The sequence below is a fragment of the Streptomyces sp. NPDC085866 genome, from assembly GCF_044541035.1.
Classification (GTDB): domain Bacteria; phylum Actinomycetota; class Actinomycetes; order Streptomycetales; family Streptomycetaceae; genus Streptomyces.
On the sequence record NZ_JBITSQ010000014.1, the window covers coordinates 96,877 to 120,652 of the forward strand.

Consider the following 23,776-nt stretch of genomic DNA (forward strand, 5'->3'; position numbering starts at 1 on the left):
ATGACGGCTGTCGAGGAGAAGCCGACCCGGTTGATCAGCGGGCCGGGGATGCTGCTCGTCTGGTTCTACGGCGTGATGGTGGTCGGCGCGGTGTCGCGCTCGGCGTACCAGATCGCGACGGACTTTCAGCGGGCGCCGCTCGCCTACTCGTTGTCGGCGGTGGCGGGTCTCGTGTACGGGTTCATCACGTACACGCTGGTCCGTGGCGGCGAGACGGCCCGCAGGGCGGCGCGAGTTTGCTGCGCAGCCGAGCTGGTCGGCGTGCTGGTCGTCGGCACCTGGACGCTCGTGGAGCCCTCGGCGTTTCCCGACGCGACCGTGTGGTCCGACTACGGGATGGGCTACATCTTCATCCCTGTGCTGCTGCCCTTGTCCGCGCTGTACTGGCTGCGGAAGGTGGAGGCGCGGCAGAGGGCTGCGGCCTGAGGGGCGTGGACGTCTGCGGGCCGGACGTGGCTGGTCGCGCTCACGCGGCGGAGCCGCATATTGATACGGCCCGCGCCCCTTCAGGTACTTGTCACGCCGTAGTCGCGTAAGTACCGGCCGGCTTCTCCAGGATGATCATCTCCACGCCGTCCGAACCCTTGGACCTGCCCACGGTCTCGTAGCCGGACCGGCGGTACAGCCGGAGGTTGCCCTCGCTGCGGTGGCCGGTGTGGAGGCGGAACCTGGTGGCACCCCGCTCCTCCGCCAGCGCCGCTTCGGCCGCGCGCAGCAGGCGCGCGCCGATGCCGTGGCCCTGGAGGCGCGGGTGGACGCAGAGCTTGCCGATGGCGGCGGCGCCGTCCTCGGTCACCTTGCCGCGCACCGCGCCGACCACCTCGTCGCCGAGGCGGGCCACGAAGACGCAGTCGGCGACGACCTCCTGACGGACCGAGTCGAGACTCTGGACGAGCGGGTCGATGCGGTAGTTGCCGTACAACGCCGCCTCGCTCTGGAAGCACAGGTACTGGAGCTTGAAGATCTGCTCCGTGTCCTGCTCGGTCGCCACCGAGATGGTCACGCTCATGCCCATGTGCGCATGCCTCCCGCTCACCTGATCGCCTGTCGTCCCCCACTCCTATCCCCGCACTTCGCGGGCCGCAACCTCCGGCGTGAGCAATCGGCGCAGACATCCCAGACATCTGGAACGTTCCGGTCCGAGACTGCCCTGTGAGATACCCAACTCCCCCGCGATCTCCCGGTATGTCAGGTCTTTCGGAGAGAGCAGCGCCTCGATGAGTCGGGGGCAGCGGCCGGGCAGCCGGCGGATCGCATCGCGCAGGGCGCGGTACCGGGCGGCCGTGAGTGCCAGCTGTTCGGGGCCGGGGAGGGTGTCGTCGGCCGGCTCGGTGTCGTACGGGCGTTCGAGGCGGGCGGTACGACGGCTGCGGCGGACCTCCGCGCGGACGGCCTTGCGCAGCCAGCCCTGCGGGTCGGGCGGCGGCCCGGCGCTCTCCAGGCGCTCCAGGAGACGGAGCCAGACGGCCTGCTCCAGATCACCCGGCTCACCTCCGGAGGCATATGCCTCGGCGGAGGCCTCGGCGGCGAGCAGCGGGCGCAGGGTGACCACCAAGTCGTGCGTCATATGCGGAACGACGCGCCGCCCCGGCGGCAGGTTTCCGGGGCGGCGCGGAGTCACCCCCAAAGGGTGGCGGTACACCCTTGGTGTTGACGAGGACGGCGCGGCTCAGCCGGCCAGGAAGTCGGCGCGGGCCAGCACGCCGGTGTCGGCGTTGTCGGTGAAGACGCCGTCGATGCCGGTGGCGAAGTACGTCTTGAAGGCACCGAAGACATCGCCGTAGGCGTCCGCGGCACTGCCTTTGCGGTACTCGGCCGGGAGGAAGGGGTTCTCGTTGCGCATGGTGTAGGGGTGCAGGACGAGACCCACCTTGTGCGCGTCGGAGACCAGTGTGGTCGGCCGGGCCAGGGTGCCGTCGGCGTTCTTCGGGATGACCAGGTCCAGCGTCGGGCCGATGCCCTGCGCGTAGCCGGCGATCTCCCGCAGACCCTGGGGCGTGATCAGGTCGGCGACCGTGCGCGGGTCGCCCGCCTCGACGAAGTCGTAGGGGCGGCTGGTGGCCGAGGAGAGCAGCACGACGAGCGGGTTGTCCACCAGCTGGTTCAGCTTCTGAATGCTGCTCGGCTCGAAGGACTGCAGGATGACCGGCGAGTTCCGGCCGTCCTTGCCGTACTTGCGCAGCAGCTTCGCCACCCGCTCCTCCAGGCCCAGGCCCAGCTTGCGGAAGTAGGTGGGGTGCTTGGTCTCGGGGTAGATCCAGACCTGCTTGCCGCGCTTGCGGGTCTGCTCGTCCTGCCACTTCAGGACCTCTTCGAACGTGGGGATCTCCCAGCGCCCGTTGTAGAGGGTGTTGTGCGGACGGTTGGCCGGGATCCGCTCGACCGCGCGCAGCGTCTTCAGCTCGGCGAGGGTGAAGTCCTCGGTGAACCATCCGGTGGTGGGGACGCCGTCCAGGACCTTGGTGGTCTTGCGGTCGGCGAACTCGGGATGCGAGGCGACGTCCGTGGTGCCGCCGATCTCCGGCTCGTGGCGGCAGACGAGGTGTCCGTCCTTGGTGGGCACCAGGTCGCCCGCCTCGACGACGTCGGCGCCGAGGTCGAGGGCCAGGTTGTACGACCCGAAGGTGTGCTCGGGGCGGTAGCCGCTGGCACCCCGGTGGCCGATGATCGTCGGTACCGGCAGGCTCTTCAGCCCGCGGCGGCCGTACCCGGCCGTCCGGGCGTCGGCCGCTCGGGCGGTTCCGGGCAGCCCGAAGACCGCTCCGCCCGCGCCGAGCACCGCTGCGCCGAGGAGCGCCCGCCGTCCCGTGCCCTGCGTCTGCTCGTTCGTCTGGTCGCTGTCCATGAGCGCCCTCCCGCTGTCCTGCCTCTTCGATGCGCGCCGATCGTAGGGGCGTACACATGACCGACGGGAGACCTCGGTTCGAACACACGGGTGACGCCGTCTGTCGTGTGCGAGGCGAGACATGACGGCCCGTCGGCTTCGATCGCGGGCGCTCCGCGCGACCTCCGTCACACTGTCGCAGTACGTCACTGACGGACACCGGGACGTCACCGCAGGTAAACCAGTGTCAACAGTGCGTAAGACCTCGGTGAACCGGCCGCACCCGATGTGCGCATCCCCCGGAGCCGCGAGTAATGTCCTCACCTGCACAGACACCTATCGCTTCCCTCGACATCGGAGGACCCGTTGTCCCGCTTCGCGCTCATCAAGGCAGTGCTCGGACCGATCATGCGCCTGATGTTCCGCCCACAGGTGGAGGGCGCGGAGCACATCCCCGGGGACGGACCGGTCATCCTGGCCGGCAACCACCTGACCTTCATCGACTCGCTGGTGCTGCCGCTGGTCACCAAGCGGCAGGTGTACTTCATCGGCAAGGACGAGTACGTCACCGGCAAGAGCCTCAAGGGCCGGCTGATGGCGTGGTTCTTCACCGGCGTCGGCATGATCCCGGTCGACCGGGACGGGGCCAACGGTGGCGTCGCCGCGCTGATGACCGGGCGGCGGATCCTGGAGGAGGGGAAGGTCTTCGGGATCTACCCCGAGGGGACGCGGTCGCCCGACGGCCGGCTGTACCGGGGGCGCACCGGTATCGCGCGACTGACGCTGATGACCGGTGCGCCGGTGGTTCCGTTCGCGATGATCGGCACGGACAAGTTGCAGCCGGGTGGGGCGGGGATGCCGCGGCCCGGGAAGGTCACCGTTCGCTTCGGCGAGGCGATGGAGTTTTCCCGGTACGAGGGGATGGACCGGGACCGGTATGTGCTGCGGGCCGTGACCGACTCCGTGATGGCTGAGGTCATGCGGTTGTCCGGACAGGAGTACGTGGACATCTACGCCACCAAGGCGAAGGCTGCCTGAGCGTCGTAAGGGTTCCTCGCCGTGGGGCGGGCGCGGGGTGCGTTGTGGTTGTACACGCAGTTCCCCGCGCCCCTGAGGCACTCGGCTCACCCGGCGCTTTCCAGCTTCTGCCCCTTCAGCAGGAACCATGCTGCCGCCGCCGTTGCCAGCAGGACTGCCGCTCCTGCGCCGGAGGCGAGCTGCAGGCCCTGGACGAAGGAGCTGCTTGCCGCGTCCAGAAGGGACTCCGCCGTGTGCGGGGGCATCGTCGTCGAGGCCTCCACCGCCGCCCCCAGTGACTCGTGGGCCGCTGCCGGGGTTCCGGCCGGGCCCGTGAAGTCACGGTAGACGCCGGTCACGATCGAGCCGAGCAGGGCGATGCCGAGGGCCGCGCCCAGTTCGTACGCCGTCTCGGAGACCGCGGAGGCGGCGCCCGCCTGGTCCTTGGGCACGCTGGAGAGGATCACGTCGGCCGTCACCGTGAAGGAGAAGCCGGCGCCGATACCGACGACCAGGAGCGCGGCGCCGAGAACCGGGTAGCCCGTCGACCGGCCCACGGTCGTGAGGACGGCGAGGGCGATGCCCACGGCGGCCAGACCGCCCGAGACCACGGCCCGTACCGAGAAGCGGCGGGCCGCACCGCCCGCGATCAGGCCGGCCGTCACCGCGCCTACGGCTGCGGGCAGTTCGGCCAGGCCCGCCTCGAAGGGGCTCCTGCCCTGGACCAGTTGCAGGAACTGGGAGAGGAAGAACACCAGACCGGACATGCCCAGCACGGTCAGCAGGTCGGCGAGGACCGCTCCGCTGAAGCCACGGTGCCGGAACAGACGCATGTCCAGCAGCGGGGCCGGCATGGTGAGCTGGCGGTGCACGAAGCCGTAGAGGGCCGACGCGCCCAGCAGGGCCGCGGCGAGCGTGGGCCAGGTGAAGCCGTGAGTGGCGGCTTCCTTGACCGCGTACACCAGGCCGATCATGCCGACCAGCGACAGGACGACGCTGATCAGGTCCCAGGGGCCGGGGTTCGGGTTTCGGGACTCGGGCAGCGTGCGGATGCCGACGAGTACCAGGACCGCCATCACCGGCAGGTTGATCAGGAAGACCGAGCCCCACCAGAAGTGCTCCAGGAGGAAGCCGCCGGCGATGGGACCCACGGCCGTGCCGGCGGAGGCGGTGGCGCCCCAGATGCCGACGGCGAGGCTGCGCTCGCGCGGGTCGTGGAAGAGGTTGCGGATCAGGGCGAGGGTGGCGGGCATCAGGGTCGCGCCGGCGACGCCGAGCAGGGCCCGCGCCAGGATCATGAGTTCAGGGGTGGTCGCGTAGGCGTTCAGGACGGATATCGCGCCGAACGCCGTGGCGCCGACCAGCAGGATGCGCTTGCGGCCGATGCGGTCGCCGAGGCTGCCCATGGAGACCAGCAGACCGGCGATGACGAAGGAGTAGACGTCACCGATCCACAGGAGCTGGGTGCCGGAGGGGTTGAGGTCTTCGCTGATGTACGGGGTCGCGAGGCCGAGGACGGTGGCGTCGACGGCCACCAGCAGCACGGCCAGGACGAGGACGGAGAGCGCGAGCCAGCGGCCCGGGCGCTTCTCCACCTCCGCCGCACGTTCCCCCGAGCTCTCGACTTCGCTCGAGCAGGCGGGACCCCCATGCTGCAGGGTGCTGGTCATGATTCCTCTCTTCGTAGTGCGCCGCCGAGCAGCAGCTCGACGATCATGTGGGTGAAGTCCTTGCGGGCGACCCGGCCTTCCGAGACCGCCCAGGCGCCGGAGGCCAGCAGGCCGTACAGCGCCTCGGTGAGCCAGACCGGAGTGAGGTCGATACGGAACTCGCCGCTCTCCTGCCCGCGCCGGAACAGGGCCGTGACGCGTTCGTCGATGCGGGCCCAGCCCTGGTTCTGCTCCTCGCCCTCGAACAGCTGGTTCTCGGTGTAGAGGAAGGCGAGCAGGCCGGCCGAGGGTTCGAACGCCCGGACCAGGCGGTGCACGGCCTCGCCCGCGGAACCCTCGTCCAGACGGGCCGTGTCCAGCGCCGCCTCGCACTCAGCGATGCCGAGCGCCTCCAGCGCCCGTACGAGCGCGTCGCGCCCGGCGAAGTGGCGGTGCAGCGTGGCCCGGCTGATCCCGGCGGCCCTGGCGACCTCGTCCATGGTCGCCGTGGACTTGCGGGTCAGCAGAGCGGCTGCGCTGCGCAGCACGTGGTCACGATCCAGGGCCATGAGACAAACATAACCCATGTGAGACATCTTTGTCTCACCATAGGCATGCGTGACTCGTAGTCGCTGGTCAGCAGAGGTGATCGGTCAGTGCCAGGGCAGCTGTCCGCGCCGCTCCCAGTAGGTGCCCGGGTCCTCCACCAGCGTGGCGAGGCGGGTCAGCTGGTCGGCGTCCAGGTCCACGACGGGCGCGTGCAGGTTGGAGGCGAGCTGGGTGACGGTCGCGGCGCCGGAGAGGACGACACCCGCCCAGGGCCGCCGCAGGATCAGGGCGAGGGCGACGGCGTCGCAGCCGAGGTCCGTCTCCTCGGCCACGGCCTTCAGCACGTCCGGGGCGTTCTGGGCGGCGAGGCGGCCGTTGGCCATGCCCTCCTTGACGATCACGGTCAGTCCGGCGTCGTGCGCCTCGGCGAGCGCGGGTCCGGCCGAGGTCTCGAGGGCGTTGTACGTCGACTGGACGGTACGGAACAGCGGCTCGCCGTCGACCCGCACGGCGAGGGCGGCGCGGATCGCGTCGACCTGGGCGGGGCCGCTGGTGGAGAAGCCGATGGTCAGGCCCCCGGCCGCGGCCTCGGCGAGTTCGGCGTGGAGTTCCTTGTCGGTGAGGGCCGGGCTGTCGGGGGTCACCGAGTGGATCTGGTAGAGGTCGAGCCGGTCGCCGAGCAGCGCGTCGGTCTCGGCACGCTGGCGTTCGTACGTCGCCAGGCTGTGGTCCTTCACCTCGTGCTGCGCGGCGTCGGTGGACCAGCCGGCGGTGTAGGTGTAGCCCCACTTGCTGCCGACGACCACGTCGTCGATGTCCGGGCGGGCGTTCAGCCAGTCGGCGAGGAACTCCTCGGAGCGGCCGTAGGAGCGGGCGACGTCGAAATAGCGCACGCCCTGGGCGTAGGCGGCGTCGAGCAGGTCATGGGTGCGGTCGCGCAGGGCGTCGACGCTGCGCCCGGCCGGGAGGTCCTCCTCCCGGCCGAGGTTGATGTAGCCCGGACGGCCGACGGCGGCGAGACCGAGTCCGATGTGCGCGGTGGGCGTGGTCGCGTGGGCCAGGCGACTGAAGGGCATGGCGGCTCCCTGCACGATCGGCGACGGAGATCCCGCACCAGGAGTGGGGATCCCGCACCAATCTACCCAGCCGCGTGCGGTTCAGCCCGCCCTAGACGCAGCGCGGCACGAAGGCGGGGTCGGCCGGTCCGTCGCGCTCCAGGGCGTTGAGCACCCACTGCTCCACGAGCGGTGACTTGGGCGCCTGGTCGTGTTCGGTGGTGTCGAGCGGACAGCGGTCCTGAAGGAGGACGTTGGTCACGTACGAGTCCGGGCCACTGAGGAAGGCGCTGGTGTACGGCACCACGACCTCGTCGTACCTGGTGGCGATCGCCGTGTAGTCGGGGCCGACCGGGGTCTCCGGGTCGGAGTTGAGCTTCTTCAGGAAGTCCGAGCCGGCGGTCTGGTCGACACAGGAGGGGCAGACGGTGGCGCCTGCCACGAGCGCGAGCGGGTTGGAGGTGCCGTGATTGGAGGGAACGATGCCCACGAGGTCGTCGACCTTGGTGGCGCCGCCGAGGAACTTCACGTAGTAGCGGGGCATCATTCCGCCCTGGCTGTGGCCGACGATGTCGACCTTCTTGGCGCCGGTCGCGCCGAGCACGGCGTTCACGAAGTCGCGTAGTTCTGCCGCCGAGTCGGGGATGGGGGCGGTCTCCAGGTCGCCGTACTCGAAGGAGAAGACGCAGTAACCGGCGTTCGCAAGCGTGGGCGAGAGGGTCAGCCAGTTCTCGTACGAGGTCTTGAACGTGCCGTTCACCAGGACCACGGGCTGCGGGTGGGCGGAGTCCGGTTTGCAGGACCAGTCGTTGGCGCCGGGTGGCGGAGTGTCGGCGGCGCCCGCGGGGGCCGTGAGGCCTACGGCGCACAGTGCGGCCACCGCGGCGACGGCGAGGAGTCGGGCCGTTCGTCGAGTACGTCTCGCGCGCATGACGTCCCTTTCATGCTCGGCTGTGATCGACCAGCGTTCGGCAATGCCGACCGCGATAAGCGGAATAATTACCTCCGGGTAGCGGTGGGTCAAGGATTCGGCCACTGACCGAATCCCATCTGTTACCGCACGGGCAGGACAGCGAGAAGGGCCCGGACGAGCGTCCGGGCCCTTCAACCTGCTGCGGTGCGCGTGTCCTAGGCCTGCTTGGCCGTCGCCCACACGTGCTGTGCCGCCACGTCCGCCTTGACCTCGGTGAGCTGGACGGCGACCGCGCTGGGTGCCGTACCGCCGCGGCCGTTGCGGGAGGCGAGGGCGCCGGGCACGTTGAGGACCGTGCGGACCTCGGGAGTGAGGTGGGCGGAGATCTTCGCGAACTGCTCGTCGGTCAGCTCGTCCAGCTCCTTGCCGTCGGCCTCCGCGACCTTCACGCACTCCCCCGCGACCTCGTGGGCCACGCGGAACGGCACGCCCTGCTTGACCAGCCACTCGGCGATGTCGGTGGCGAGCGAGAAACCTGCCGGGGCCAGCTCCTCCATGCGCTCACGGTTGACCGTGAGTGTGGCGATCATGCCGGTGAAGGCGGGGAGCAGGACCTCCAACTGGTCACAGGAGTCGAAGACCGGCTCCTTGTCCTCCTGGAGGTCACGGTTGTAGGCGAGGGGCAGGGCCTTGAGCGTGGCCATGAGACCGGTCAGGTTGCCGATCAGACGGCCCGACTTGCCGCGCGCCAGCTCGGCGATGTCCGGGTTCTTCTTCTGCGGCATGATCGACGAGCCCGTGGAGAACGCGTCGTGCAGGGTCACGAAGGAGAACTCCTTCGTGTTCCAGATGATGATCTCCTCGGAGATCCGGGAGAGGTTCACGCCGATCATCGCGGTGATGAAGGCGAACTCGGCGACGAAGTCACGGGAGGCCGTGCCGTCGATGGAGTTGCCGACGCTGCCGTGCTCGAAGCCGAGGTCCTCGGCCACCGCCTCCGGGTCGAGGCCCAGGGAGGAACCCGCGAGGGCGCCGGAGCCGTACGGCGACACGGCCGTCCGCTCGTCCCACTGGCGCAGCCGCTCGGCGTCCCTGGACAGGGACTGGACGTGGGCCAGCACGTGGTGGGCGAAGAGCACCGGCTGGGCGTGCTGGAGGTGGGTGCGGCCGGGCATGGCCACGTCCGGGTGGGCCTCGGCGAGGCCGATCAGCGCGTCCTGGAGGTCGGCGATCAGGCCGCCGATGATCCGGGCGTGGTCCCGCAGGTACATCCGGAAGAGGGTGGCGACCTGATCGTTCCTCGACCGGCCCGCGCGCAGCTTGCCGCCGAGGTCGGGGCCGAGCCGCTCCAGCAGGCCCCGCTCCAGGGCGGTGTGGACGTCCTCGTCGGCGATCGTGCCCACGAACGAGCCGTCCGCGACGTCCGCCTCCAGCTCGTCGAGCCCGGCGATCATGCGGGTCAGCTCGTCCTCGGAGAGCAGCCCCGCCTTGTGCAGCACGCGCGCGTGGGCGCGTGAACCGGCGATGTCGTAGGGCGCGAGCCGCCAGTCGAAGTGGACGGACGCGGACAGCTTCGCCAGGGCCTCGGCGGGACCGTCGGCGAAACGGCCGCCCCAGAGCCGTACGTCACCGCTGTTGCTGCTCACTTGCGCTGCTCCTAGAGAGTCACGGAATGTGCGTTGGCTGCTTGTGCGAGGTCCACGTCAGGCTCCGCCTGCAAGATCACGGCGCGCCGCGATCTTCGACGACAGGCTGTAGATGTCGATGAAGCCCTTGGCCGCCGCCTGGTCGAAGGTGTCGCCGGTGTCGTAGGTGGCGAGGTTGAAGTCGTACAGGGACGAGTCCGAGCGCCGGCCGGTGACGACCGCGCGGCCGCCGTGCAGGGTCATCCGGATGTCGCCGCAGACGTGCTGGTTGGCCTCGTCGATGAAGCCCTCCAGGGCGCGCTTGAGCGGGGAGAACCACTGGCCGTCGTAGACCAGTTCGCCCCAGCGCTGCTCGACCTGCCGCTTGTAGCGGGCCAGCTCGCGCTCGACGGTGACGTTCTCCAGCTCCTGGTGGGCGGTGATCAGGGCGATCGCGCCGGGAGCCTCGTACACCTCGCGGGACTTGATGCCGACGAGGCGGTCCTCGACCATGTCGATCCGGCCGATGCCCTGGGCGCCGGCGCGCTCGTTGAGCTGCTGGATGGCCTGCAGGACGGTGACCGGCTTGCCGTCGACGGCTACGGGGACGCCCTCCTTGAAGGTGATGATCACCTCGTCGGCGTCGCGGGCCACGGCCGGGTTCTGCGTGTACTCGTAGATGTCCTCGATCGGCGCGTTCCAGATGTCCTCCAGGAAGCCCGTCTCGACCGCGCGCCCGAAGACGTTCTGGTCGATGGAGTACGGGGACTTCTTGGTGGTGGCGATCGGGAGCTGCTTCTCCTCACAGAAAGCGATCGCCTTGTCCCGGGTCATCGCGTAGTCGCGGACCGGGGCGATGCACTTCAGGTCGGGGGCGAGAGCGACGATGCCGGCCTCGAAGCGGACCTGGTCGTTGCCCTTGCCCGTGCAGCCGTGGGCGACCGTGGTGGCGCCGTGCTTCTTGGCGGCGGCGACGAGGTGCTTGACGATCGTCGGCCGGGAGAGTGCGGAGACCAGCGGGTAGCGGTCCATGTAGAGGGCGTTGGCCTTGATCGCCGGGAGGCAGTACTCGTCGGCGAACTCGTCCCTGGCGTCCGCGACCTCGGCCTCGACAGCACCACAGGCGAGGGCGCGCTTGCGGATGACGTCCAGGTCCTCGCCGCCCTGGCCGACGTCCACCGCGACGGCGATGACCTCGGCGCCCGTCTCCTCGGCGATCCAGCCGATGGCGACGGAGGTGTCCAGACCGCCCGAATAGGCGAGTACGACGCGCTCGGTCACGGGTTTCTCCTCACACTGCACTTGCTGACATGCATGAGTATGCAGAACTCTGCATGATTCGTCAATTCTCGGACCGCTTGAACAATGGCAACCGCTTTCTCGTACTTCCCACCGAACGCCGGCGCCGCGTTGATCACAACCCACTCCTGACCCAAGTGAGGCAGTCGCATGTCCAGGGCACTTCCGAAGTACAACAAGCGTCGCGTGGCGATCATCGGCGGCGCTGCCGCCGTGGTGCTCTCCGGCGCGGTGATCGCCGGTTCCGCCCTCGCCGGGGAGTCGTCCAAGAGCGGTACCGCCCAGAGCGCGCGCACGCTGGCGGACCCCGGCACCATCACCTGCCCCGACGTGAAGTCGAAGCTGCCGGCGATTCCGGCCTCCGCCCGGGCCGAGGTCGACCGCAACCTCACCCTCCTCCAGACCCAGATCCAGGAGGCCGACACACGACTGAAGAACACCGTGGGCCAGGGCGGGCCCAACTTCGTCAACAACGCGATCCTCGGCCCCCTGAAGGACAAGCGCGTCTCGACCATCGACCGCATCGCCATCGCCATCGGCCGCAAGGTGACCAAGCCGACGGGGCTGGACGCGCTGGCGCCCTGCACCCTGAACGCCGGCGGGGTCGGGGGCGGTGGCGCGAACACGGGCGGCGGCCGGGTGTCCGCCTCCGCGGCCCCGAGCACCGCGGCAGACCAGCAGTCGGGGGGCGGGGCCGCAGCGGGCGGGAGCACGGCGGCGGCCACGATCACCTGCCCGGACGTGGCCTCCAGACTGCCGGCCGTCCCGGCCTCCGCGAAGGCCGAGGTCGACCGCAACCTGGCCCTGCTGCAGACGCAGATCCAGGAAGCCGACACACGGCTGAAGAACACCGTGGGCCAGGGCGGACCGAACTTCGTCAACAACGCGATCCTCGGCCCGCTGAAGGACAAGCGGGTCTCGACCGTCGACCGCATCGCCATCGCCATCGGCCGCACCTCGGCCAGGCCGACCGGCCTGGACGCGCTGGCCGCCTGCACGCTCACCAAGTGAGGTGACAGTCAGCCGTGGCCGCCCCGTGGGACAGCGCCGGCCGGGGCGGCCGCGGTGGATCCGGCCCAGCGGATCCGGCCGAGGGGAACCGACCGAGCAGATCCGACCGAGCAGATCCGGCAATTCCTTAGACAGCCGAACGACTTCCGTCGATAATCGTTAGACATGGGAAAGATCTATGAGCGCATAGACGGAAGGCTCCGGACGTTCATCGAGGAGCAGCCACTCTTCTTCACGGCGACCGCGCCACTCTCCGGCGACGGAACGGTCAACCTCTCCCCCAAGGGCCTCAAGGGCTCGTTCGTGGTGCTCGACGAACTCACGCTGGCCTACCTCGACTTCGCCGGGTCCAACGCCGAAACCGTCGCGCACCTGCGGGAGAACGGGCGCATCACCCTGATGTGGTGCGCCTTCCAGGGCCCGCCGAACATCGTGCGGGTGCACGGCCGGGGCGAGGCGGTCTTCCGGGACGACCCGCGCTTCCAGGAACTGGTCGCCCACTTCCCGGACATCGACCCGAGCCTGCACGGCCTGCGCGCGGTCATCGTCGTCCACGCCGAACTGGTGCGGGACAGCTGCGGATACGCCGTCCCCTACATGACCTACGAGGAGGACCGCGATCTGCACGCCAAGCGGTTCGCCCGCGAGGACGACGACTCGCTGAGCGCCTACTTCACCAAGAAGGAGCACATCGCGACAAGCCTGGACGGACTACCCGGGCTGCCGTTGCCGCTCCCGCCGTCTACCGTCTGAGCCATGCGCCCCGGTGTCGTCGTCGCCCTCGTGTCCGCGTCCGTCTGCGTGCTCGGCTTCACGCCCGGGCCGGGGCCGGTGCCGTTGCCCTCGCAGATGGCGGACACCGGGGGCGGCACCCAGCTGATCACCGCTCAGGCGCCGGACACCGACGCGACGTCCGGCACGGTCACGTGGTGGGACCTGCGGGACGGGCAGTGGGTCCAGGCCGGGTCCGCGCCCGCGCGGTTCGGGGCGAAGGGGCTGGTGGAGGGGCAGTCGCGGAAGCAGGGGACGAACACCACGCCGACCGGGCTGTACCGCCTTCCGTTCGCCTTCGGCATCAAGGCGGCGCCGAGCGGGACGCGGACCGAGTACCGGGCGGTGAAGGAGAGTTCCTGGTGGTGCGAGGACGTCGACTCCACCTCGTACAACCGCTGGGTGGATCCGCTTCCGGCCGACTGCCGGGCCTCGGAGTCCGAGCAGCTCAGCTCCTACGGGACGCAGTACGCGTACGGGCTTGTCATCGGGTTCAACTACGACGAGCCGGTGCGGGGGCGCGGGGCCGGGATCTTTCTGCACGTCAACGGGAAGGCGGCCACCGCCGGTTGCGTGTCCGTACCCGAGGACGCGATGCAGCGGATCCTGACGTGGGCGGACCCCGACAGGAAGCCGCATGTCGCGATCGGCACCACGGACGGCGCCACGGCCATCACCCGTTACTGACCTCGCCCAGGGGCAGCCGTACGGTGAACGTCGTCGCCCCCGGCCTGCTCTCCAGCCCGACGCTCCCCCCGTGCGCCTCCGCCACCGCCGCCACGATCGACAGGCCGAGGCCCGCGCCGCCGCCGGGGGCGTCCTTGCGGCGGCGGTGTTCCGCGCGGGTGAAGCGTTCGAAGACGCCTGGCTGAACTTCCTCGGGGACACCGGGGCCGTCGTCGTGGACCGAGAGGTGGGCCGAGCCGTCCTCGGTTCCGAGGGTCACCGTCACCTTGGTGCCGACGGGTGTGTGCACACGCGCGTTGGCCAACAGGTTGGCCAAGACCTGTTGGAGGCGGTGGGTGTCGCCCAGGACCGTGACCGGTTCCTCCGGAAGGTCCAGGGTCCAGCGGTGGTCGGGGCCGGCGGCCCGGGCGTCCGTCACCGCGTCCAGGACCAGGTGGGTCAGGTCGACGGGGCGGCGCTCCAGCGGGCGGCCCGCATCGAGGCGGGCCAGCAGGAGCAGGTCGTCGACCATCTCGCCCATCCGGGAGGACTCGGCGGCGATGCGCTCCAGGGCGCGGGTCACCTCCGGTGGGACCGGCCCCGGGTGCAGCAGGGCCAGCTCGGCGTGGCCGCGGACCGAGGCGACCGGGGTGCGCAGCTCGTGGCTGGCGTCGGCGGCGAAGCGGCGCAGCCGCTCCTCGCTGGCGTGGCGTTTGGTCAGGGCGTCCTCGACATGGCCCAGCATGCGGTTGAAGGCGGCCGCGACCCGGCCGACCTCGCTGCGGGAGTCGGGTTCCGGGGCGCGCGGCGGCAGGGCCACCTCGCCGCTGGCGAGCGGCAGCTCGCTGACCCGGGTGGCGGTCGCCGCGACCCTGCTGAGCGGACGCAGCGACCAGCGGACCCAGAAGGCCCCGGCCACGCCGGTCGCCACCAGGGCGAGGCCGAAGACGATGCCGGCCACCAGTTCGAGGCGGTGGACGGCGGACTGGACGGGCTCCAGCGGCAGGCCGACGACCAGCACGTCCCTGTCCCGGCCCGGGATGGCGACGACCCGGTAGTCGTCCAGGGCGGAGAGTTCGACGGTGTGCGGTCTGCCGTCGGCCGGTACGGCGGCCAGCCGCTTCCGGTCCCTGTCGGTGAGGTTCACGCCCAGGTCCGCGGACGGGTCGCCGGAGCGGATGAGGCCCTTGTTGGTGACCTGTCCGTTCAGCAGGCGGGCACCGAAGGTGCCGGTGGCCAGGCGTCGGGTGTCGCCCTGCTCGTCGCCGTCGTGGTCGTCGGGCACCCGGCCGGCCTGCCCCGGGCGGTTGTGCTCCAGGCTCTCCGGGAACCGGGTGCCGACCTGGGTGAGCTGCTCGTCGAGGCGCTGGGTGAGGAAGCCGTTCAGCTCGACGACCGCGGCGAGTCCCACGGCCGCGCAGCTCACGGCGAGGAGGATCACCAGCCCGAAGGTGAGCCGGGCACGCAGGGTGCGGGGCCGGGGCAGGCGTCGTGCGGCCCTCACCGGGGCACCGGCTTCAGGACGTAGCCCGCGCCGCGGACCGTGTGGATCATGGGTTCGCGGCCCGCGTCCACCTTCTTGCGCAGGTAGGAGATGTACAGCTCGACCACGTGGGCCCGGCCGCCGAAGTCGTACGACCACACCCGGTCGAGGATCTGCGCCTTGCTCAGCACCCGGCGCGGGTTGCGCATCAGGAAGCGGAGGAGTTCGAACTCGGTCGGCGAGAGTTCGATCAGCTCGCCGTTCCGGGTCACCTCGCGGGCCTCCTCGTCCATGACCAGCTCGCCCACGGTCAGCCGCGGCCCCTCCTCCTGCTGGCGGGCCATGCCGGCGCGGCGCAGCAGTCCGCGCAGCCGGGCGACGACCTCCTCCAGGCTGAAGGGCTTGGTGACGTAGTCGTCGCCGCCCGCCGTGATGCCGGCGATGCGGTCCTCGACCGCGTCCCGGGCTGTGAGGAAGAGCACACAGACGTCCGGCTTCACCTCGTGCAGACGGCGCAACACGGCGAAGCCGTCGGTGTCCGGGAGCATCACGTCCAGGACGACGGCGTCGGGCAGCAGCTCGCGCGCGGTGGCGACCGCCGAGGCGCCGTCGCCGGCCGCGCGCACCTCCCAGCCCTCGTAGCGCAGAGCGCCGGTGAGCACCTCCGCGAGGTCGGGGTCGTCGTCGACGACGAGGACGCGCAGCGGGGTGCCGTCGGGTCGGGTGAGGGCCGGGCGGCCGGAGCGGGTGGTGTTCATCGCGTCTACCAGCATCGCTCGTGCGCGGGGTCGCCGGCTGCCCGGGCAGCTCTGAGTTTCCTCTGAGCCGGCCGGGTGGGGCGCCCGCTCAGAGGTGCCTCAGAGCTTCGGGCCGCACAGTGGCATGGCACGACGGACGAAGGGACGACGTATTCATGACCACCGTGGATGCGGGGCGGGCGGCCCCGCCCCTGCCCCTGACCGCACGGCGCTCCCCCGCGGGGCCCCTGCTGGCCGTGCTGTGGGCGGGTGCGGCGGCCGTGGTCGCGCTCTGGTGGGCGGACACCGGCGCCGTGGTAGGTACGGCGGGCTGGCTGACCGGGGCCGGGCGCATCGCCGGGCTGCTGTGCGGCTACGCCTGCGCGGTGCTGGTCGGCCTGATGGCGCGGGTGCCGCTGCTGGAGGTGCGGATCGGCTCCGACCGGGTGGCCCGCTGGCACGCGATGGCCGGCCGGTACACCGTCTGCCTGCTCGTCGCGCACGTCGTGCTGATCCTGGCCGGGTACGCCGCCCAGGACCGGGCCTCGCTGTGGCACGAGGCGGTCACCGTCGTGCTGGACTACCCGGAGATGCTCAAGGCCACCGCCAGCACGGTGATCCTCTTCGCGGTCGGCGTCACCTCGGTGCGCGCCGCTCGCCGCCGCACGAGCTACGAGTTCTGGTACTACGTCCACCTCCTCACCTACGCGGCCGTCTTCCTCGCCTTCGGGCACCAGCTGGCGCTGGGCGAGGAGTTCAACGGCAAGCCGGTGGCCACCGCCTTCTGGTACGCGCTGTACCTCGGGGTGGCGGCCCTGGTGCTGTGGTTCCGCGTCCTCGCCCCGGTCCGGCTCAACCGGCGGCACCGGCTGCGGGTGGAGTCGGTGCACAAGGAGGCACCGGGGGTGTACTCGGTCGTCGTGCACGGGCGGCACCTGGACGAGCTGGGCGCGCGATCGGGTCAGTTCTTCCGCTGGCGGTTCCTCGGCGAGGGCATGGGCTGGACGTCGACGCCGTACTCCCTGTCGGCACCACCGCGCCCTGACCGGCTGCGGATCACGGTGAAGGCGCTCGGCGACCACAGCGCGGCCGTCCCGCTGCTGCGGCCGGGCACCCGGGTGTGGGCGGAGGGCCCGTACGGCTCCCTGACCGCCGACCGGGCCACCGGGCAGCGGTCCCTGCTGATCGCGGCCGGGGTCGGCATCACCCCGCTGCGGGCGCTGTTCGAGACGCTGCCCGGCGAGGTCACCCTGCTCTACCGGGCGCGCGGTGCCGAGGACCTGGCGCTGGGCCGCGAGCTGGAGGCGATCGCCCGCTGGCGGGGCGCGCAGGTGCTGTACGCGCTCAACGGGCCGCGTGGGGAGCGGCCGAACATCACGGCGGAGTCGCTGCGCGCGACCTTCCCCGGGCTGGCGGGCCACGACGTGTACATCTGCGGCCCGCACGGCTTCGCCCAGGACGTGTACGGCGCGCTGCGGGCGGCCGGCGTCCCGGACCGTCGTATCCACCACGAGTCGTTCGAACTGTGAGAGCTGTGAGGCCCGCGTGCACGCGTTGAACAAGAACCGTCCCCTCCGCCGCATCGTGCTGGCGAGTGCCGCCACCGTCTCCGGGATGGTGCTGCTGCTGTCGCTGAAGCCGCACACGAGCCCCACGCTGGCGACGGCGAGCACCAAGTCACCCACGACGTCGAGCAGCTCGAGCCCGAGGGCCCGTTCCAGCTCGGGGACCAAGAGCGTCACCGGCGACACCGTCCAGACCCGGTGGGGACCGGTCCGGGTGCGGGTGACGATCGAGAGCGGCAAGCTCACGGACGTGACGGCGGTCAGCTATCCGCAGGACAACCCGCGCGACCAGGAGATCAACGGCTACGCCCTGCCGCAGCTGCGGCGCGAGGCGCTGGCCGCCCAGAGCGCGCAGATCGACACGGTCTCCGGAGCCACGTACACCAGCGAGGGTTACCGCCAGTCACTCCAGTCCGCCCTCGACTCCGCGGGCCTCTGAACACTCAGCGCATGCGGCACGTATCTGTGGGCCAAGGGTCAAGTCCCCACGGAGGAACCGTGACCACCACGCTCGCAGGCGGACGTGCCGCCCGCCGCCAGACGATGCGCCGTATCCGCCCGCGCCGCTCACCGGCCGTTCCGCTGCTGCTCGCAGTCTGGGCCGGTGCGGCGGCCGTGCTGTGGCTCTGGTGGCACAACACACCGTCCATCGCCGACGACAACAGCAGGATCCTGAACGCGGGCCGCATCACCGGCCTGCTGGCCGGCTACCTGATGGCGCTGGTCGTGCTGCAGATGGCGCGCGTACCGGCGCTGGAGCGGCGCGTCGGCTCCGACCGGGTGGCCCGCTGGCACGCGATGAGCGGTCGGTACACGCTCTGCCTGATCGTCGCGCACGTCTTCCTCACCATGTGGGGGTACGCGCTCCAGGCCGGCAAGTCGCTCGGCGACATCGTCCAGCAGACCATCGACTCCATCAACCAGCTGCCGGACATGGGCAAGGCCGCCATCGGCACGGGCCTGTTCGTGGTCATCGGCCTGACGTCGATCGGCCCGGTCCGGCGCCGGCTGCCTTACGACACCTGGTACCACGTCCACCTGCTGACGTACGCGGCCGTGTTCCTGACGTTCTGGCACCAGATCACCACCGGCAACGACTTCGCGGTCGAGCCGTCCGCCAAGACCTTCTGGTACGTGCTCTACGGCACCGTCACCGCGCTGGTGCTCTGGTACCGCATCCTCACCCCGATCCGGCTGAACCTCCGGCACCGCATGCGTGTGGAAGCGGTCATCGAGGAGACACCGGGCATCGTGTCCGTGCTGATCGGCGGCCGGAAGCTGCACCGGATGGGCGCGGAGGCGGGCCAGTTCTTCCGCTGGCGGTTCCTCGCTCCCGGGATGCGGTTCAGCTCGCACCCGTACTCGCTGTCGGCGGCGCCCCGCCCCGACATGCTGCGGATCACGGTGAAGGCGATCGGCGACCACAGCGCCGGACTGCGCGAACTGACGCCCGGCACCCGGGTGTGGGCGGAGGGTCCGTACGGCGCGCTCACCGCCCAGCGGCGCAGCAAGGGCAAGGTGCTGCTGGTCGCGGGCGGGGTCGGCATCACGCCGATGCGGGCGCTGTTCGAGACGCTGCCCGGCGCGGCCGGTGACATCACCCTGCTCTACCGGGCAAACACCACCCAGGACCTGGCCCTGTGGGACGAGCTGGCTGCGATCGCCGAGGAGCGCGGCGCCCGGCTGATGTACGCGGTCAACAGCCCCGAGGGCGAGCGGCCGGACATCTCGGCGGAGAACCTCCAGCGGAAGATCCCGGACATCGATCACCACGATGTCTTCATGTGCGGCCCGCCCGGGTTCGCGCAGTCTGTGTACGAGGCACTGCGCGGCGCGGGAGTCCCCGCGCGACGTATCCACCACGAGTCGTTCGAGATGTGAGCGGGAGCTGCGAAGCGATGAGGAAGAGCCACCCCATTCGGCGCGTCGTGCTGGCCACGGCCGCCACCGTGTCCGGTGTCGTGCTGCTGCTGTCGCTGAAGCCCGCCTCGGATCCGGCGGCCGCTTCGGCGGCGGGCGCTGCACCCCAGCAGACGGCGGCGGCGCAGGAGTCACCGCAGGGCGGGGCGCAGGCCGCCGGGACCGGCACGGTGACCGGAGACGCGGCGCAGACCCAGTACGGGGCCGTCCAGGTGCGGCTGACCGTCGCGGGCGGCAAGATCACCAAGGCGGAGGCGGTACAGGCGCCCAAGGGCGGGCTCAGCGACCAGAAGACCCAGCTCGCCGTCCCCAAGCTCAACCAGGAGGCCGTGACGGCGCAGAGTGCGCAGATCGACGCGGTGTCCGGGGCGACGTACACGAGCACGGGGTACAAGAAGTCGCTGCAGTCGGCGCTGGACAAGATGAAGGCGTCCTCGGGGACGTCGTCCGGCTCGTCTTCCGGGTCATCGGCCGGCTCGTCTTCCGGCTCCTCCGCCGGATCGGGCGCGGCGCAGGCCCGTACCGTCACCGGCAAGGCCGTCCAGACCCAGTACGGCACGGTCCAGGTCCGGATCACGGTCAGCAACGGGAAGATCACCAAGGCGGACGCCGTCCAGGCGCCCAAGGGCGGGCTCAGCGACCAGAAGACCCAGCTCGCCGTCCCCAAGCTCAACCAGGAGGCCGTGACGGCCGGGACCGCGAACATCGACTCCGTCTCCGGGGCCACCTACACCAGCACCGGCTACAAGCAGTCGCTGCAGTCGGCGCTCGACCAGGCCGGTGGCTGACGCGGTGGCCGAGTCGGCTGAAGCTCCCGCCGCGGTGCGTCATGCGGAGGAGGTCATGGGGACCGTCTTCTCCTTCGACGTCCGCGGCGGGGAATCCGGTGCGGTACGGCGGGCCTTGGACGAGGCGGTCGCGGGCCTGCACCGGGTCGACGCGCTCTTCTCCACCTACCGCGAGGACAGCGAGGTGTCGCGCCTTGCCCGGGGTGAGCTGACCGTGGCGCAGTGCGCTCCCGAGGTGGCCGAGGTGCTGGAGCTGGCGGCCGAGGCGGAGCGAGTGAGCGACGGGTGGTTCAGCACCCGGTACCGCGGGTCGCTGGATCCGACCGGGATCGTGAAGGGCTGGTCGGCGGAGCGGGCGGCGCGGCTGCTGGCGGCGGTCGACGGGGTGTGCGGGGTCAGCGTGAACGGGGGCGGTGACGTCCAGATGCTGGGCGCGCCCGAGCCGCAGCGGCCGTGGCGGGTCGGGGTGTCGGATCCGCTCCGCCCCGGTGGGCTGGCGGCGGTGATCTCGGCGGCCGGAGTGGACGAGCTGTCGGTGGCGACGTCCGGCACGGCGGAGCGGGGCGACCACATCGTGGATCCGCGTACCGGCAGGTCCGCGGTGACGGACCTGGTCGCGGTGACCGTGGTGGGGCCCCGGCTGACGTGGGTGGACTGCTGGGCCACGGCGGCGTTCGCGATGGGGTCGCGGGCGGGGCTGGCGTGGCTCGAGTCGTTGCCGGACGTGGAGGCACTGCTGATCACGGCGGGTGACGAGGTGCGGTGCACCGGGGGGCTGGCGGCGAGGCTCGGCTGAACATCGACCCCGAGGCTGAACATCGACCCCGGGCAAGGAATTTTTGACGTTTCTACCAAGTTGTCCCTATTACGCCATCCAACTTCCGCGTTGGGACGTATCCCCTGTGGGGCAAGTTTCAGGAGGAACGAATATGGCCATCTTCAGCAGTCTCATGCCGGCGAAGCGCCACGACCATGGCGGCGACTCGTCGGGCCACGGTTCTTCGGGGCACGGCGACCGTCACAACCACGGCGACCACGGCGACCACGGCGACCGTCACGGCCACGGCGACCACGGCGACCACGGTGACCACGGCGGCCACGGCGGCCACGGCGGCTACTGATCGCACACGGAGGCTGAGCGGACCGGATTCGACAGGACCCGGTCCGCTTCGCCGATCCCCGAGGAACGCACGCCATGGTCCATGCCCTGCGGCGGCTGCTGTCGGTGGGCGAGACGTCCGACGCCGTGGTGGCGGCCGCGCCTCCGGTACCCCCGCGTGAGGTGTTCCGGCGGTTCTGGCCGTACACCCGCGGTGGCCGGCGCTGGCTCGTGCCCATCGTCTTCTTCAGCCTGATCGGCCCCGCCGTCGACGCCGGGGAGATCTGGCTCTTCAAGATCGTCGTGGACGACGTCCTCGTCCCTCGTGATCTCCGGCCGCTCCTGTGGATCGCGCCGACCTATCTGGGGCTCATCGTCGGTTCCGGCGTGCTCGCCTACGCCGACGACGTGACGTCCACCTGGGTCGGCGAACGCTTCCTGCTGACTCTTCGCTCCGATGTGTTCCGGCACGTCCAAGGGCTGTCGCTCGGATTCTTCGAACGCCGGCGGCTCGGGGACGTGCTCTCGCGTGTCACGGGCGATGTCGACGCGGTCGAGACGTTCCTGCTCTCCGGCATCGCGGACGCCCTCTACTACGTGATCAGCCTGGGCGTGTTCCTCGGACTGCTGTTCTACCTGCAGTGGGATCTCACCCTCCTCGCGCTCGTCATCGTGCCGCTGTTCTGGGGCACGGCCCGGCACTTCTCCAAGCTGATCAAGGCGGCGTCGCGGGAGCGCAGGCGCCGTAGCGGCTCGATCAGCGCGATCGCCGAGGAGTCGCTGAGCAACGTCGCACTGGTGCAGGCGTACAACCGGCAGGGCTGGGAGGAGCAGCGGTTCGAGCGGGAGAACATCGGCAGGTTCCGGGCAGCGATGACCTCGGCGCGGATCCGTGGTGTGTACCGACCCCTCGTCGACGTCATCGAGGTGGCCGGCGGGCTCGCGGTCATGGGTCTGGGCACCTGGAAGCTGGCCCAGGGTCAGCTCACGCTGGGCGGGCTGCTGGTCTTTCTGGCACTGATCGGCAAGCTCTACGGCCCGGTCCGCAGCCTGTCCCGCCTCGGCACCACCTTCTACGCGGCGTCCGCCTCGGCGGAACGGATCATCGAGTTGCTGGACCAGCGGCCGCAGGTGACCGAGGCCGCGGGCGCCGGGCGGATCGGCCGGGCCCACGGTGACCTGGAGTTCGACAGCGTCTGGTTCCGCTATCCGGGCATCCCGTCCTGGGCGCTGTCCGACGTGTCCTTCCACGTGGCACCCGGTGAGACGCTGGCGCTGGTCGGGGCCAGCGGGGCCGGCAAGTCCACGGTCGCGAAACTGCAGTTGCGCTTCTACGACCCCGACCGGGGAGCGGTCCGCCTCGACGGGACCGATCTGCGCTCGCTGCGCCTGGCCGACGTACGGGAGAGCGTCGCGGTGGTGCTGCAGGAGACGCTCGTCTTCCACGGCACCGTACGGGAGAACATCGCCTACGGCCGGCCGGAGGCGACGGAGGCGGACATCGTGGCGGCGGCGCGCGCCGCGGACGCCCACGAGTTCATCGAGGCGCTCCCGGACGGCTACGACACGCTGGTCGGCCAGCGCGGCCGTACGCTCTCCGGCGGACAGCGCCAGCGCCTGGCGATCGCCCGCGCGATGATCAGGGACGCGCCCGTGCTGCTGCTGGACGAGCCGACCACGGGGCTGGACGTCCGGTCCGGACGGCGGATCATGGACCCGCTGCGCCGGCTCATGGCCGGGCGGACGACCGTCGTCATCTCCCACAACCTGCTGACCGTCCGTGACGCCACGCACATCGTGGTGCTGGACGGCGGCCGGGTGGTCGAGTACGGCACCCACGACGACCTGCTGCGGCGCGGCGGCAGGTATGCCCGGCTCCACCGGCTGCACGCGCCGGAGGGGAGCGTCCTGTCGTGAGCGACTCCGCCCCGCCTCCCCGCGCACCGGGCGCGAGACCGGCCCCGGGCTACGAGGTCCTGGCACACCTGACGCGCACCGGCTGGCTGGACATCTACGACGCCTGGAGCGAGGACCGGGCCTGCCGTTGTGTGATCAAGACGGTGCGTCCCGACCGGCTGGGCGAGCAGGAGCTGCGGGCGCGGCTGCTGCGGGAGGGCCGGTGGCTGCGCGCGTTCACCCATCCCCACCTGGTGCGCGCCTACGAGACCTTCGAGTCGCCCGAGCCGCTCGTCGTCCTGGAGACACTGACCGGTGAGACGCTGTCCCACCTGATCGACCGGCTGCCGCGGCGGCCGGCCGCCGCCGACGTGGCGCTCCTCGGGGTGCAGCTGTGTTCCGCGGTCCACTACCTGCACGGACAGGGCCTGCTGCACCTGGACCTCAAGCCGTCCAACGTGGTGGTGGACTGCGGCCACGCGAAGGTGCTGGACCTGAGCGTCGCGCGGCCGCCCGGCAGCGCGCCCGCGGGCCTGGGAACATTGCCCTACCTGGCTCCGGAGCAGGCCCGCGGCGGGTCGCTGACGGCTGCGGCCGACGTGTGGGGCATCGGCATCACGCTGTACGAATTCGCCTGCGGTGACGCCCCGTTCGACGGCGGCGGGACCGTGGACGAGTCCTGCGAGGGGCAGTGGGCGGACCGCTGTCCGCAGCTGGAGCGCAGCGCCCCGCCCATCGCGTCCCGGCGGCGGCTGCCGACCGCTCTCGGCGCCGCCGTCGACGGCTGTCTGCGCGCCGACCCGGCGTCCCGGCCCACCGTCGGCGAGCTGGCCGCCGCCCTCGACGCGACGGCGCCCGGCCATCGGCGCCACACCGCGGGCGCCTGAGGCCGTCCCGGGGTGGGCCGGG

General features: G+C 70.9%; 24 protein-coding genes. 13 read left to right on the top strand and 11 right to left on the bottom strand.

Translation table 11 applies throughout. From position 1 onward, the window contains the following. A complete protein-coding gene (locus ACIF83_RS32315; protein ID WP_399732223.1) occupies nucleotides 1–426 on the top strand; it encodes a hypothetical protein in 426 nt (141 codons plus the stop codon). Between the two features lie 91 nt (nucleotides 427–517). On the opposite strand, the gene ACIF83_RS32320 is transcribed toward ACIF83_RS32315, so the two are convergent. The 3 genes from ACIF83_RS32320 to ACIF83_RS32330 all read right to left on the bottom strand — a co-directional run bounded on the left by ACIF83_RS32320 (nucleotide 518) and on the right by ACIF83_RS32330 (nucleotide 2,845). Then, nucleotides 518–1,015 carry a GNAT family N-acetyltransferase gene (locus tag ACIF83_RS32320; RefSeq protein ID WP_393475875.1) on the bottom strand — a complete coding sequence of 166 codons (498 nt, stop codon included), beginning with the start codon at nucleotides 1,013–1,015 and terminating at the stop codon, nucleotides 518–520. A gap of 45 nt (nucleotides 1,016–1,060) precedes the next feature. Further along, nucleotides 1,061–1,567 (bottom strand): RNA polymerase sigma factor, encoded by a 507-nt coding sequence (locus ACIF83_RS32325; RefSeq protein WP_399732226.1) that lies wholly within the window; start codon nucleotides 1,565–1,567, stop codon nucleotides 1,061–1,063. Nucleotides 1,568–1,669: 102 nt separating this feature from the next. Beyond that, complete coding sequence (locus tag ACIF83_RS32330) at nucleotides 1,670–2,845, bottom strand: glycerophosphodiester phosphodiesterase (protein ID WP_393475881.1); 1,176 nt, start codon at nucleotides 2,843–2,845, stop codon at nucleotides 1,670–1,672. Nucleotides 2,846–3,190: 345 nt separating this feature from the next. Between ACIF83_RS32330 and ACIF83_RS32335 the strand changes: the two genes are divergently transcribed. After that, nucleotides 3,191–3,862: a lysophospholipid acyltransferase family protein gene (locus ACIF83_RS32335; protein ID WP_399732230.1), complete on the top strand. Its 672-nt coding sequence runs from the start codon at nucleotides 3,191–3,193 to the stop codon at nucleotides 3,860–3,862. A gap of 86 nt (nucleotides 3,863–3,948) precedes the next feature. Here ACIF83_RS32335 and ACIF83_RS32340 read toward each other — a convergent pair whose 3' ends face one another. From ACIF83_RS32340 to ACIF83_RS32365, 6 genes are all read right to left on the bottom strand, one after another. Next, nucleotides 3,949–5,511, bottom strand: a complete 1,563-nt coding sequence (locus ACIF83_RS32340; protein ID WP_399732233.1) for an MFS transporter — start codon at nucleotides 5,509–5,511, stop codon at nucleotides 3,949–3,951. Then, nucleotides 5,508–6,059 (bottom strand): TetR/AcrR family transcriptional regulator, encoded by a 552-nt coding sequence (locus ACIF83_RS32345; protein WP_393475887.1) that lies wholly within the window; start codon nucleotides 6,057–6,059, stop codon nucleotides 5,508–5,510. The genes ACIF83_RS32340 and ACIF83_RS32345 overlap by 4 nt, the downstream gene beginning before the upstream one ends. 84 nt (nucleotides 6,060–6,143) lie before the next feature. Beyond that, complete coding sequence (locus ACIF83_RS32350) at nucleotides 6,144–7,115, bottom strand: aldo/keto reductase (RefSeq protein ID WP_399732237.1); 972 nt, start codon at nucleotides 7,113–7,115, stop codon at nucleotides 6,144–6,146. Between the two features lie 91 nt (nucleotides 7,116–7,206). Beyond that, nucleotides 7,207–8,025 (bottom strand): alpha/beta fold hydrolase, encoded by an 819-nt coding sequence (locus tag ACIF83_RS32355; RefSeq protein WP_399732240.1) that lies wholly within the window; start codon nucleotides 8,023–8,025, stop codon nucleotides 7,207–7,209. Nucleotides 8,026–8,222: 197 nt separating this feature from the next. Further along, a complete protein-coding gene (gene argH / locus ACIF83_RS32360) occupies nucleotides 8,223–9,653 on the bottom strand; it encodes an argininosuccinate lyase (RefSeq protein WP_399732243.1) in 1,431 nt (476 codons plus the stop codon). 57 nt (nucleotides 9,654–9,710) lie between these two features. Then, nucleotides 9,711–10,913 (bottom strand): argininosuccinate synthase, encoded by a 1,203-nt coding sequence (locus ACIF83_RS32365; RefSeq protein WP_398139527.1) that lies wholly within the window; start codon nucleotides 10,911–10,913, stop codon nucleotides 9,711–9,713. A gap of 168 nt (nucleotides 10,914–11,081) precedes the next feature. Here ACIF83_RS32365 and ACIF83_RS32370 point away from each other — a divergent pair, with 168 nt between their 5' ends. The 3 genes from ACIF83_RS32370 to ACIF83_RS32380 all read left to right on the top strand — a co-directional run bounded on the left by ACIF83_RS32370 (nucleotide 11,082) and on the right by ACIF83_RS32380 (nucleotide 13,400). Next, entirely contained in the window at nucleotides 11,082–11,942 is an 861-nt protein-coding gene (locus tag ACIF83_RS32370) for a hypothetical protein (RefSeq protein WP_399732247.1), read from the top strand. Between the two features lie 165 nt (nucleotides 11,943–12,107). Further along, nucleotides 12,108–12,695 carry a pyridoxamine 5'-phosphate oxidase family protein gene (locus ACIF83_RS32375; RefSeq protein ID WP_398139529.1) on the top strand — a complete coding sequence of 196 codons (588 nt, stop codon included), beginning with the start codon at nucleotides 12,108–12,110 and terminating at the stop codon, nucleotides 12,693–12,695. A 3-nt stretch (nucleotides 12,696–12,698) separates the two neighbouring features. Continuing rightward, entirely contained in the window at nucleotides 12,699–13,400 is a 702-nt protein-coding gene (locus ACIF83_RS32380; protein ID WP_393475908.1) for a L,D-transpeptidase, read from the top strand. Here the strand turns inward: ACIF83_RS32380 and ACIF83_RS32385 are convergent. Both ACIF83_RS32385 and ACIF83_RS32390 read right to left on the bottom strand, forming a co-directional pair. Beyond that, nucleotides 13,387–14,883, bottom strand: a complete 1,497-nt coding sequence (locus ACIF83_RS32385; RefSeq protein ID WP_393475911.1) for a sensor histidine kinase — start codon at nucleotides 14,881–14,883, stop codon at nucleotides 13,387–13,389. The two genes, ACIF83_RS32380 and ACIF83_RS32385, sit on opposite strands and share 14 nt — an antisense overlap. Beyond that, entirely contained in the window at nucleotides 14,880–15,620 is a 741-nt protein-coding gene (locus ACIF83_RS32390; protein ID WP_393475914.1) for a response regulator transcription factor, read from the bottom strand. The genes ACIF83_RS32385 and ACIF83_RS32390 overlap by 4 nt, the downstream gene beginning before the upstream one ends. 155 nt (nucleotides 15,621–15,775) lie before the next feature. Between ACIF83_RS32390 and ACIF83_RS32395 the strand changes: the two genes are divergently transcribed. From ACIF83_RS32395 to ACIF83_RS32430, 8 genes are all read left to right on the top strand, one after another. Further along, on the top strand, nucleotides 15,776–17,128 hold the full coding sequence (locus tag ACIF83_RS32395; RefSeq protein ID WP_399732252.1) for a ferric reductase-like transmembrane domain-containing protein: 1,353 nt from the start codon (nucleotides 15,776–15,778) through the stop codon (nucleotides 17,126–17,128). A gap of 16 nt (nucleotides 17,129–17,144) precedes the next feature. Then, entirely contained in the window at nucleotides 17,145–17,603 is a 459-nt protein-coding gene (locus tag ACIF83_RS32400; RefSeq protein ID WP_393475920.1) for an FMN-binding protein, read from the top strand. Between the two features lie 59 nt (nucleotides 17,604–17,662). After that, nucleotides 17,663–19,045: a ferric reductase-like transmembrane domain-containing protein gene (locus ACIF83_RS32405; RefSeq protein WP_398139532.1), complete on the top strand. Its 1,383-nt coding sequence runs from the start codon at nucleotides 17,663–17,665 to the stop codon at nucleotides 19,043–19,045. A gap of 17 nt (nucleotides 19,046–19,062) precedes the next feature. After that, the gene (locus ACIF83_RS32410) at nucleotides 19,063–19,872 is read left to right on the top strand and encodes an FMN-binding protein (protein WP_399732255.1); all 810 of its coding nucleotides are present in this window, start codon (nucleotides 19,063–19,065) and stop codon (nucleotides 19,870–19,872) included. A gap of 55 nt (nucleotides 19,873–19,927) precedes the next feature. Continuing rightward, on the top strand, nucleotides 19,928–20,668 hold the full coding sequence (locus tag ACIF83_RS32415; RefSeq protein ID WP_399732258.1) for an FAD:protein FMN transferase: 741 nt from the start codon (nucleotides 19,928–19,930) through the stop codon (nucleotides 20,666–20,668). A 133-nt stretch (nucleotides 20,669–20,801) separates the two neighbouring features. Beyond that, nucleotides 20,802–20,993, top strand: coding sequence for a hypothetical protein (locus ACIF83_RS32420; protein WP_393475930.1), 192 nt, complete (start codon nucleotides 20,802–20,804; stop codon nucleotides 20,991–20,993). A gap of 74 nt (nucleotides 20,994–21,067) precedes the next feature. Then, nucleotides 21,068–22,888, top strand: a complete 1,821-nt coding sequence (locus ACIF83_RS32425; protein WP_399732261.1) for an ABC transporter ATP-binding protein — start codon at nucleotides 21,068–21,070, stop codon at nucleotides 22,886–22,888. After that, nucleotides 22,885–23,754, top strand: a complete 870-nt coding sequence (locus ACIF83_RS32430) for a serine/threonine-protein kinase (protein WP_399732264.1) — start codon at nucleotides 22,885–22,887, stop codon at nucleotides 23,752–23,754. The genes ACIF83_RS32425 and ACIF83_RS32430 overlap by 4 nt, the downstream gene beginning before the upstream one ends. Nucleotides 23,755–23,776: the final 22 nt, after the last annotated feature.